A 12,243-nucleotide genomic window follows, 5' to 3' on the forward strand; every position below is an offset into this window, starting at 1 on the left:
TATTCCTGGAGGACTTATTATCTTAATTGTCATAATCAGACTTTTGTATCGTTATTTTAGATACGATTCATTCAGTCTATTTTAAAATAGAAAGCCAGTATATGCTAGCAGATTTTAGTACACTTCCTTTAGAATCACGTATTTGGATTTACCAAAGTAATGTAAAGTTTACCGATGAGCAGGTTGATACTCTGCAAAAAGATCTCAGTTCTTTCCTTACAGCTTGGACTGCACACGGAACGAGTCTTAAAGCTGGCTTTGAAGTAAAATATAACCGATTTATAGTCATAGCACTAGATCAATCGCAAGCTTCAGCTAGTGGATGCTCAATAGATAGTCAAGTACGTTTTATCCAATCTATTCAAGAAGATTTAAAAATTGATTTACTTGATAAAATGAATGTGACTTATTATCAAAACGAACGTATTCATTATAAAACCTTAATTGACTTCAAGAAAATGGTAAAAGATGGAGCAGTAGGCAAGAAAACAATTGTGTTTAATAACTTAGTGACCAATCTTGATGAATATCAAAACCATTGGGAAGTACCCGCTATAGAGAGTTGGCATAGCCGTTTCTTAAAAAAATAATTGTTATTTAACGATTAACTTCTTGGTAATATTGGTGTTATCTTGAGAGATAAATGATGCAATATAAACGCCAGTAGACAGCGGTGCTATCCTTATTTGATCCTGTTTAGATATATTTGATACGTTTGCCACTTCTTTCCCTTCTATAGAATATAGACGAATACCTATAATATCCTTTGTCGTAGATGAAAGGTCGTAGGTAAGAATATTGTCAGCAATTGTTACAAAAATAGAAGATGCTATTATATCATCTGTAGATAGTGCAGTATTATCATTCTTTGCGACCTCTATTAAAAATTCTGCACATAGTTTTGCAAATTTCGTAGCGTGAGATGCCGTATTGGTAAGGCTAAAAGTATCTCCTGTTGTATGTATTTGATTATTATGTTGACCAAAATTTGCTTCAAATGGAAAAGCGGCCATATATCCTTGTTCTGTCCAACTTGCATGATCAGAACACCCATAATTACATACAGAAGTACTATAGGTGACTTGATGCGGAGCTTCTGTATTATAATGATCGAGAAGACTCATCATATAACTGGTTAAATCGCTATTTGTAAAATCTGTAATAAAAGAAACATCATTTGATGATCCATTAAGTAACGTCATATCAAATTGAGATACAGCAATAACATCTATGTTATTTGCAGCATATTCACTAGCGATTTCATTAGACCCTACCAGACCGATTTCTTCGGCAGCGTAAGCCATAACTTCAATAGTTCTTTTAGGAACAAAGCCTATTTCAAAAAGAGCTCTTGTGGCTTCTGTAATCGTAGCAATGCCAGATGCATCATCATCTGCACCAGGAGCATTGTTTGTGCTATTTTGATTGGATGTAGAATCTAGATGACCACCCACAATAACATATTCATCAGGAAACTCAGCTCCTTCGATGGTTAAAATAACAGAAGGCATTCCTGTATTGGTATGATCAAAAAGCCGAACGCTTACATCTGTTCTATTATAAAACAAAGCCATTGCTTCCCATTTTTCTTTTAAATCTATTGCAGCTTGTGTTCCTGTTGAACTGCTATGATGTCTAGTACCATAATTTTCTAGTTCGATAATATGATCTTCGATATTTTGAGTTTGAATAAGATCAAGTGTAGGAATCACAACAACATCTTCTGTAATAGAGAAATTTGCAGTTGCACGTGTATTACTTTCAGATCTATTGTTAGATTTCCGAATGGCAGAAATGGCATCTTCTTCAGAATTTCTATGTATGTAACCTGGTCCGTGTGTAAGTATTCTATCGTGTAATTTGTGACTTCCTGTGGGTGTTAATCTAACCGCAGCTTCATTGCGATAGGTTGCTATGATTTCAATTTCGTTAGGCGCATCTTTAGAAAGTTCTTCTGCATGATGAACAGTCATTGTTGCATAGAAAAATGCTGGTTCTTGAGCAGAAATACTCGCGCAACTGAGCAAACATAAGAATATGGTAATTATATATCTCATCGCTTTTTTTTTACTAAGATAGCTCAAAAGGCTAATAAACTAGTAATTCCCTATAAGCTTTAACTTCTTTTAGATAGTCTTTCTACTTGTATTGTATGGATAAATAGAAGACAGTTAATAATATTTTGTTAACTTTTTATACGCTTTCGCGAAAGCGTAATCAATCTTATTAAATTCGTAATACCCAGCTTACTTCTCGATGGCATGATATTTGTAATTTTAAGAAGTAGTTATTACAATTATTCTTTTATAAAATAGTTATTGATTTATGCAGTTTAGGAAATCTCTTTTTATACTTTTTTTTATATACCTCCCATTTTTGGCTATAAGTCAGCAAACATATCCTTTGTATACAAATGATATAGAATCTCAGCGTAAGTGGGTTGACAGTGTATACACTTCTATGACAGTAGAGGAGCGTATTGGTCAGTTATTTATGGTAGACGTTTTTTCTAGTGACCCTAAAGCAAAAGTTGATAAAATAAGAGCGCTTATTAAAGAGCAACATATAGGTGGTATTATCTTTTCAAAAGGCGGGCCTATACGACAAGCAAAACTAAATAATGAATTTCAGGAGGCTTCAAAAACACCACTGCTTATTGGTATGGATGCAGAGTGGGGACTTGCTATGCGATTAGATAGTACCTATGCATTTCCTTGGAATATGACTTTAGGAGCCATACAAGATAACCGTATTGTAAAAGATGTGGGGACACGTATAGGAGAACATTGTAAACGATTAGGTGTGCATATTAATTTTGGACCTGTTGTAGATATCAATGTAAATCCAGCAAATCCTATTATTGGGAATCGCTCTTTTGGAGAAGATAAAATCAATGTTACCGAAAAATCAATTGCATTTTTAGAAGGGATGCAAAGTGCAGGGATTTTGGGAAGTGCAAAGCATTTTCCAGGTCATGGAGATACAGATCAAGACAGTCACAAGACACTACCTACATTAGACTTCACATTAGAACGTCTTAAGAATATAGAGATGTACCCTTATAAACCTATTATAGAGGCTGGTATTGCAAGTGTAATGGTTGCGCATCTTAATGTGCCAAATCTAGTTCCAGAAGCAGGATATCCTACGTCAATATCTCCAACAGTAGTAACAAATATCCTTAAAGATAGTTTAAGCTTTCACGGATTGATATTTACAGATGCGCTTAATATGAAAGGAGCGTCTAATTTTAAAGAACCTGGGGATATTGATCTAGCCGCTTTTAAAGCAGGAAATGATATTTTATTGATTAGTAATGATGTTCCATCGGCAGCTTTAAAAATAAAAAAAGCTTTAGAAGAAAACGATATTACAGAAGAACGACTAGCGCATTCTGTAAAAAAGATATTATATGCAAAGTATAAGGTAGGTTTATCAAAGTACAAGCCTATTGAAACAGAAAACCTTATAGAAGATCTTAATACAAATCTTGATGATATTGTATATAGTACAGCTATAGAAAATGCACTTACGATTACAAAAAATACAAAAGAGATTCTTCCTGTAAAAAATTTAGAAGATAAAAAGATAGCTTATGTTTCTTTAGGAGACGATTCTGGAAAATATTTTTTAAGTGCTATGCGTAAGTATGGTGATATAGATCATGTAAAAGCAAAGACATTAGATGAACTTATTAAAAAACTAGCGTCCTATAATTATGTAGTAGTTGGCTTTCATAGGTCTAATGCAAATCCATGGAAATCATATGCTTTTTCTGATAAAGAGAAAACTTGGTTGTATGAAATTGCAAGAACAAATGATGTAGTTCTTGATCTCTTTGTAAGACCATATGCCATGTTAGACTTGTTATCTACCACAAACATAGAAGGAATTATACATAGTTACCAAAATAGTAAAATTGCTCAAGAGAAAAGCGCACAACTTATTTTTGGAGCAATTCCTAGCAAAGGGAAATTACCAGTTTCTTTAAAGGAAGTAAAAGCAGGTACGGGGTTTGAATCTGGAACTCTACGAAGACTTTCTTATGGTATTCCAGAAGAAGTAGGGATGAGTTCTGATAGTTTAAATAAGAAAATAGATGCGTTAGTACGATCAGGAATTACAAAAGCGATGATGCCAGGAGCGCAAGTACTTATCGCAAGAAAAGGAAAGGTAATCTATAATAAGAGTTTCGGATATCATACCTATAATAAAAAACGAAAAGTACGCCCAGAAGACGTTTATGATGTGGCTTCTATGACAAAAATACTAGCTTCGTTACCCTTGCTTATGGAATTGCGAAGTCAAGGCTCTATCTCACTTGATGATACCTTAGGAGAATTAATTCCAGAATTAAAAGGAACCAATAAATCCAATATTACTTTACGTAAAGCATTATCACATTATGCGCGTTTTAAAGCATGGATTCCTTTTTATATAGCCACACTAGATTCGGTAACAAAAAAGCCATCCCAAGAGTATTATCGCAAAGCATATTCTTCAGGTTTTAATATTAAAATAGCCGATGAGTTGTATTTGCGTAGTGATTATCAAGATTCTATAATTCAACGTATTGGAGAAAGTGATCTAAGAGATCGATTATCCTATAAGTACAGTGACTTGCCTTATTATTTAGTAAAGAAATACTTAGAGGATTATTATGGTAAAAATTTAGATAAATTGACTTCTGAAAGAATTTACCAGTCATTAGGTACAAATCGTACGGGATATAAACCATTAGATAAGTTTTCGAAAAATTCGATAGTACCTTCAGAAAATGATACCTATTGGCGTAATCAACGCGTGCAAGGATATGTTCATGATATGGGAGCTGCTATGCAGAGTAATATAGGAGGTCATGCGGGGTTATTTAGCAATGCAAATGATGTTGCAAAACTTATGCAAATGTATCTCCAAAATGGATATTATGGCGGGAAACGCTATATCTCAAAAGAAACGATAGAAGAGTTTAATACCTGTACATATTGTAATAAGAATGTACGTAGAGGTGTAGGATTTGATAAACCACAATTATCTGGTAGTGGCCCAACCTGTGGTTGTGTCTCTATGAATAGTTTTGGACATAGTGGATTTACAGGGACTTATACGTGGGCAGATCCCGATCAGGAAATTGTCTATGTATTTCTGTCTAATCGTACGTTTCCTACTATGGAAAATCGTAAATTAGTCACGTCGGGATTACGTACAAGAATACAAGAAGCGATTTATGAATCTATTGTAGAATAGTACGCTTTCGCGAAAGCAAAAAAAACGAAAATTACATGAAAATTGCTATAGTTTGCTATCCAACCTTTGGAGGAAGTGGCGTTGTTGCTACAGAATTAGGGATAGCGCTCTCAAAAAGAGGACACGAAATACATTTTGTTACTTATAAACAACCCGTACGACTTGCGTTACTTAATGAGAAAATTCATTTTCACGAGGTAAATGTGCCAGATTACCCATTGTTTCATTATCAACCTTATGAACTTGCTTTATCAAGTAAGTTGGTGAGAATCGTAAAAAAGTATAAGATCGATATTTTACACGTGCATTATGCGATTCCGCATGCATATGCAGGATATATGGCAAAAGAAATGCTTAAACAGGATGGGATCTATCTTCCTATGGTAACGACATTACACGGTACTGATATTACACTTGTAGGAAGCCACCCTTTTTATCGCCCAGCTGTTAGTTTTAGTATTAATAATAGTGATATTGTGACTTCTGTATCAGAAAGTTTAAAAAGAGATACATTACGTCTCTTTGATATTTCTAGAGAAATAGATGTAGTGCCTAACTTTATTGATTTAAGTACAGCGAGTGGTGGTTTTACAGATTGCCAACGAGAACTTATGGCAAATGATGATGAACGTATCATTACACATATCAGTAATTTTAGAAAAGTAAAACGTATAGAAGATGTGATTGAAGTCTTTCATAGAGTTCAATTAGAGTTGCCTGCTAAGTTATTAATGGTAGGAGAGGGTCCAGAAAGAGAAGGTGCGGAGAAATTGGTTAAAGAGTTGGGAATTCAAGATAAGGTCCGTTTCTTAGGAAATAGTAATGAAATCGATAAAATCTTATGCTTTTCTGATCTGTTTTTATTGCCTTCAGAAGCAGAGAGTTTTGGACTTGCAGCACTAGAAGCTATGGTAAATGAAGTACCAGTTGTGTCTAGTAATGCGGGTGGTATTCCAGAAGTAAATATAGATGGAGTAACCGGTTACTTGTCTAATGTAGGAAATATTGCAGATATGGCTCAAAATGCCATACGTATTTTACAAGATGATGCTATATTAAATACATTTAAACGTAATGCCAAAAAAGAATCGGCTAAGTTTGATATAAAAAATGTAGTGCCTCTTTATGAAGAACTTTATAGTAAGGTGCTCGTTAATAATAATGTATAAAAAGTTGATAAAGCATTAAACCATTCTCAGTCTGTTTAGTCATATATTATATAACTAAACATCACTTTATGAGAATTACCCTAATTGCTTTCCTTGTTTTAAGTATTCTTTCTTGCTCAGATGATAATGATACGGCGATATCGCAAGATGATACCACACCAAATGTAGTGACAACCACTACATACCAAGAGTATATAACGTTAGATTTTGACAATCTAGATACGTATACTCCCATAAATTTACCTGATCATTTTGATGATGTTGCTACTGCGACAAACACTCCTGCAAATAACCCCATTACAAATGAAGGAGCCGCATTAGGGCGTGTATTATTTTATGATGAAAATTTAAGCATTAATAACACTGTTTCTTGTGCTACATGTCACGATCAGACACGAGGATTTGATGACCCAAATAGATTTAGTACTGGATTTGAAGGAGGTTTAACAGGAGCGCATGCAATGCGATTACTTAATGCACAATATTATCTAGGAGAAAATTTTTTTTGGGACAAACGAGCAGAAACACTTGAGGAACAAACGACTCAACCTATTCAAAATGAAGTAGAGATGGGGTTTGATGCAGCACATGGAGGTTTTGATGCTGTAATCACAAAACTTGATGCCCTTGAATATTATCCAGAACTATTTACCATTGTTTATGGAGATGCCACCATTACAGAAAATAGAATACAGCTAGCACTAGCACAATTTATAAGAGCTATGGTATCTTCAAGTAGTGAGTTTGATGATGGATTTGCACAAGTATATAACGTTAATGCTCCTGGTAATGGAATCGGACAAAACTTCCCTAATTATACGGATGAAGAAAATGCAGGTAAAGTATTATTTTTAAACCCACCACAACAAGGAGGTGTGGGATGTGCTGCTTGTCATCAGCCACCTACATTTGCTTTAAATCAAAATTCTAGAAGTAACGGACTTGATGCTGGTGAGACTATTATTTTTAAAGCGCCATCTCTTAAAAGTGCTGCCTTATCTACTCATTTTATGCACGATGGTCGCTTTGCAAGCTTATCAGAAGTTATGGATCATTATAGTACAGGTGTTCAAGCTGGACCTGCATTAGATAATCGTTTAGAAATTCCTAATACCAATAATCCACTCCAATTAAATTTATCAGATGCAGAAAAAAATGCTTTAGAAGCATTTATAATCACCCTTTCTGATTTTGAAATAGAAAATGACAATCGCTTTAGTGATCCGTTTATTGATTGATCTTAATGACATAAAAAAAGCCGAGATAAACATCTCGGCTTTTTTATTTACTAATTATTATAGTATCTAAAATTGATATCGAATACCTAGAGCAATATCAAATTCTAAACCATCATCTATATCATTAATAGCACCTATCTCTGGTCTAAAGTCTAAGGAGAGTAATAATGGAAAATCAAAATTGTATTCTATACCTATATCTCCAACGGCATTTAAGAAAAACTCATTAAGATTTCTATTATTAAATTGATCATCAAAGTCAAACACTCCCGCGGCAACTCCTGCACCGACATACCAATTAAAATCACCAGTAAGATTCCATACCCATTGATACAAGCCAGTAAGTCGTACCGCATTAAAATTGGTCGCACTACGCCACCCTAATCCTAATTCAACGCGATTATTGTCTCCTATGGCGCGTTGATAATTTACTTCTGTCCCAAAACCATCATTATCACCTACACGTATTCCGATAGCATTGGTTGCGATCTCTTGTGCTTGTATGGAGGCAATAACCCCTAAAAATAGTAGTATACTAAAAAGCATCTTCTTCATAAATTAAATTTTAAATTGATATTAGTAGTCTAGTTTGTATAACGTATGATTATCCATAAAATTTTGATGTATTTTTGATTTAATGGATATGCCCTTTAAACAATTATCAAGTCAACTTTCTGGAGAACTTCACACAGACACGCTGCATAAACATATATATGCTACCGATGCTTCTGTATATAGAAAAATTCCCCAAGCTGTGGTATACCCAAAAGATACGAGTGATATACAGCGTTTGGTTCTTTTTGCAAAAGAAAATAATACAACACTCGTTCCGCGTACAGCTGGAACCTCCCTTGCTGGACAATGTGTAGGCGATGGTATTATTGTAGATGTATCAAAACACTTTACGAAGATTATCCATCTAGATGTAGAAAAACGACAAGTAACGGTACAACCAGGTGTCATACGAGATGAGCTAAATCAATTTTTAAAACCTCACAAATTATTCTTTGGTCCTAATACTTCAACAGCAAACCGATGTATGATAGGAGGAATGGTAGGAAATAACTCATCTGGAACGACTTCTATTAAATATGGTGTTACACGAGACAAAGTAGCCCGTTTAAAAACAGTACTAAGTGATGGTAACGAAGTTACTTTTGAATCACTTTCTGAAGTACGCTTTCGCGAAAAATGCCAATTACAAACCCTCGAGGGAACCATTTACAAAACCATTCTAGAAGCGTTGAAACCGTTAGAAGTTCAAGATCAAATACGATCTCAATTTCCAAAACCAGAAATCCATAGACGTAATACAGGCTATGCGATAGATGCCCTTATAAATCAACATCCTTTTACTGCCCAAGGTGAACCTATCAATATGTGCACCTTGCTTTCAGGAAGCGAAGGCACATTAGCCTTTACTACAGAAATCACACTTCAGTTAGACTCCTTGCAGCCTGCACATGGAGTTTTAGTGGCCGCTCATTTTGAAACTCTTACTGATTGTTTGCAAGCAGTATCACTTGCCATGAAACACGATTTGTATACCTGTGAGATGATGGATAAGGTGATTTTGGATTGTACAAAGGATAATAGAACACAACGTAAGAATCGATTTTTTATAGAAGGAGATCCTGCTGCTATTCTTACACTAGAAGTACGTGATAGTTCCCTAGAAGGTGCACGATCTCAAGCAAAAGCATTGATACAAGATATAGAAACCTCAGGGCTTTCATATGCATACCCTATTCTTGAAGGAAAACAAATAGATCAAGCAATGGAGTTGCGTAAGGCTGGACTAGGGCTATTAGGTAATATGATAGGTGATCGTAAGGCAGTAGCTTGTATAGAAGATACCGCGGTAGCATTAGAAGATTTAGCCTCATATATAAAAGAATTCACCGCTATAATGGAAGCCTATGAGCAAGAAGCTGTGTATTATGCACACGCCGGAGCAGGAGAATTACATTTACGCCCTATTTTAAACCTTAAAAAATCTCAGGATGTATCACTATTTAGAAAAATAACAACAGAAGTAGCAACCTTAGTAAAGAAGTACCAAGGTTCTATGAGTGGTGAGCATGGAGATGGTATTGTGAGATCAGAGTTTATAGCATATATGATAGGAGATGCTAATTATGAACTTATAAAGAAAATTAAACACACCTTTGACTCTCAAGCAATTTTTAATGCAGGAAAGATTATAGATCCACTCCCTATGGATCAGAATTTACGCTATGAAATAGATCGACAAAAACCCGTAATAAAGACGCTGTTTAATTTCTCAGATCAAGAAGGAATCCTTAAAGCTACAGAAAAGTGTAACGGAAGTGGTGATTGTCGTAAACTACCAAGTGCGGGAGGTGCTATGTGCCCCAGTTATAGAGCAACTCGAAATGAGAAAGATACTACTAGAGCTAGAGCAAATGCGTTGCGCGAGTTTTTAACGACTTCACAAAAAGAAAATGCCTTTGATCATGAAGAACTTAAAGACGTTTTTGATTTATGTATAAGCTGTAAAGCCTGTGCGAGTGAATGCCCTAGCAATGTAGACGTAGCCACCTTAAAAGCAGAGTTTGAATACCAATATCAAAAAGAACACGGTAGCTCGTTGCGCACCAAGCTCTTTGCACATGCAACGCGCATGAATCGTTTAGGAGCAAGAGTACCTTGGCTGTATAATGGGATTGTCAAAATTACAGAAGGAATCACAAAGAACATGATTGGTATTGCACCAAAGCGTTCTTTACCAAAACTTAATGTGTTTAAGGTTGAGTCCGCTTTCGCGAAAGCGGAAACAAAAACTAGTAAAAAAGTAATACTTTATATAGATGAATTTACGCAATACCTTGATGGTAGTATAGGAAATGATGCGCACGAATTGTTAGTTGGTTTAGGTTATGAGGTGACCATCGTACAAGGATTTGAAAGTGGACGTACGTATATTTCTAAAGGGTTTTTAAAACAAGCAAAGGCGCTAGCAAATACCAATGTGTCATATTTTAAAAACAAAATTTCAGAAACCACGGTACTCGTAGGAATAGAACCTTCGGCGATTCTTAGCTTTAGAGATGAATATCTCCGACTAGCCGATGATGTAACTGGAGCAAAACATCTGGCAAAACATGCTTATGGAATCGAAGAATTTCTCGCTCAGGAAATCAAAAAAGGGCATATTACCTCCCAACAATTTTCTGTAGAAGAAAAGAAACTTAAGATACATGGACATTGCCATCAAAAGACATTATCATCTATCTCACATACTTTTGAAATCTTAAACCTACCAGAAAATTACACACCAACGATTATCCCTTCAGGATGTTGTGGTATGGCTGGTAGTTTCGGGTATGAAAAAGAACATTATGATATCAGTATGCAAATAGGAGAACAAACATTATTTCCAGCCATACGTAAAGCAAATGCTAAGATCATAGTAGCTGCTAGCGGAACTAGCTGTAGGCATCAAATAAAAGATGGTACACAGCGTACAGCTTTACATCCCGTGAGTATTTTGAGGAATGCTTTACGTACTGATCTTTAAAAATCACAGGTATGTTTTGATGGTAAACTATAGATTCTTAAGAAAATGATATTTCTGAGTACGCTTTCGCGAAAGCGTAGCTATATTATAAAACGAGTATACATAGTATATGTTGAGGTAATTATAACTATGGTATAAATTAAAAAAAGCTACCTGACGGTTTAAGTCAAATAGCTTTCCAAAATCAAACTATTAAAAGTTGGTTCGTCTTAAGAAGATATTACAAAACTCCTTATTTAGATTGTCTAATTTCTTTGCAAATTTCTTCTGTAGTATATACGTGACTTGCAATCATTTTAAAATTGACAAGTGATGCTTCATATGCATTTAATCCAGGAAGAATTGCGCCAGCAGTTGCATCAGATACTACAGCGACTCTAAAACCAGACTCTACTAAGTCTCTCATATGTGATTCTGTACATAAGTTTGAAGACATTCCTGCTAGAATTATATTCTCATATCCATGTTTACGTAACTGTAATGCGAGGTCATTAGACTCTGGTCCGTATACTTTATGCGGGCTCGTTACTATTACATTATCTCCATCTATATATTTCTTGTAGCGATCTAACCAGTCTGCTCCAGATCCTTCAAAACCATCTGTCTTAAGTGTATGTGATCTATCAAACATGTTTATTTTATGCATCAATGCTTCAAGAGCTCCTTCTATTTTCCAATCATGATCATGCTTGAAGTAATAATGTGGAGATACAAATACTTTAATGTTTTTTTGCTTTGCTATTTTAAAAAGTTCTTCTAAGTTTTTTACAGTGCCATTTTTTGTGACACTTTCTCCTACAACTCCCCAAGTAACTCCATCAGGGCTTAAGAAATCATTTTGAGGATCTGTAATTACAATCGCTGTACGATCGTTTACAGTAAATCCAGGATCTGGTAATTGTGCATACATTTGTAAACTAACAAATACAGCTACTAGTGCGGTGATTAATTTTTTCATTGTCTTTTAGTTTTGTTATTGTACTTCATTTTGATGGTACAAAGATGTGATCTAAAAGAAGGCAGGAGTTAGGTAACTATTCCTTAAAAG

Annotated in this window: 8 protein-coding genes; 5 read left to right on the forward strand and 3 right to left on the reverse strand. The window is 35.0% G+C overall.

Annotated elements, in window-relative coordinates; all coding sequences use genetic code 11:
• The first annotated feature begins 101 nt into the window (after positions 1–101).
• On the forward strand, positions 102–590 hold the full coding sequence (locus tag ABJD27_RS17190; protein WP_348168460.1) for an ABC transporter ATPase: 489 nt from the start codon (positions 102–104) through the stop codon (positions 588–590).
• A gap of 3 nt (positions 591–593) precedes the next feature.
• Here the strand turns inward: ABJD27_RS17190 and ABJD27_RS17195 are convergent, their stop codons facing one another.
• Entirely contained in the window at positions 594–2,057 is a 1,464-nt protein-coding gene (locus tag ABJD27_RS17195) for a M20/M25/M40 family metallo-hydrolase (protein WP_348168457.1), read from the reverse strand.
• Positions 2,058–2,325: 268 nt separating this feature from the next.
• Between ABJD27_RS17195 and ABJD27_RS17200 the strand changes: the two genes are divergently transcribed.
• The 3 genes from ABJD27_RS17200 to ABJD27_RS17210 all read left to right on the forward strand — a co-directional run bounded on the left by ABJD27_RS17200 (position 2,326) and on the right by ABJD27_RS17210 (position 7,654).
• The gene (locus tag ABJD27_RS17200) at positions 2,326–5,247 is read left to right on the forward strand and encodes a glycoside hydrolase family 3 N-terminal domain-containing protein (protein ID WP_348168454.1); all 2,922 of its coding nucleotides are present in this window, start codon (positions 2,326–2,328) and stop codon (positions 5,245–5,247) included.
• 35 nt (positions 5,248–5,282) lie between these two features.
• The gene (bshA, locus tag ABJD27_RS17205) at positions 5,283–6,416 is read left to right on the forward strand and encodes an N-acetyl-alpha-D-glucosaminyl L-malate synthase BshA (protein ID WP_348168451.1); all 1,134 of its coding nucleotides are present in this window, start codon (positions 5,283–5,285) and stop codon (positions 6,414–6,416) included.
• Positions 6,417–6,484: 68 nt separating this feature from the next.
• On the forward strand, positions 6,485–7,654 hold the full coding sequence (locus ABJD27_RS17210; protein WP_348168448.1) for a cytochrome c peroxidase: 1,170 nt from the start codon (positions 6,485–6,487) through the stop codon (positions 7,652–7,654).
• Between the two features lie 66 nt (positions 7,655–7,720).
• Here the strand turns inward: ABJD27_RS17210 and ABJD27_RS17215 are convergent, their stop codons facing one another.
• A complete protein-coding gene (locus ABJD27_RS17215; RefSeq protein ID WP_348168445.1) occupies positions 7,721–8,209 on the reverse strand; it encodes a hypothetical protein in 489 nt (162 codons plus the stop codon).
• A gap of 82 nt (positions 8,210–8,291) precedes the next feature.
• Between ABJD27_RS17215 and ABJD27_RS17220 the strand changes: the two genes are divergently transcribed.
• Positions 8,292–11,195: an FAD-linked oxidase C-terminal domain-containing protein gene (locus tag ABJD27_RS17220; protein WP_348168442.1), complete on the forward strand. Its 2,904-nt coding sequence runs from the start codon at positions 8,292–8,294 to the stop codon at positions 11,193–11,195.
• A 232-nt stretch (positions 11,196–11,427) separates the two neighbouring features.
• On the opposite strand, the gene ABJD27_RS17225 is transcribed toward ABJD27_RS17220, so the two are convergent.
• Positions 11,428–12,153 carry a cysteine hydrolase gene (locus ABJD27_RS17225; RefSeq protein ID WP_348168439.1) on the reverse strand — a complete coding sequence of 242 codons (726 nt, stop codon included), beginning with the start codon at positions 12,151–12,153 and terminating at the stop codon, positions 11,428–11,430.
• Between the last annotated feature and the right edge of the window lie 90 nt (positions 12,154–12,243).

The sequence above is a fragment of the Dokdonia sp. genome (assembly GCF_039945015.1).
Classification (GTDB): domain Bacteria; phylum Bacteroidota; class Bacteroidia; order Flavobacteriales; family Flavobacteriaceae; genus Dokdonia.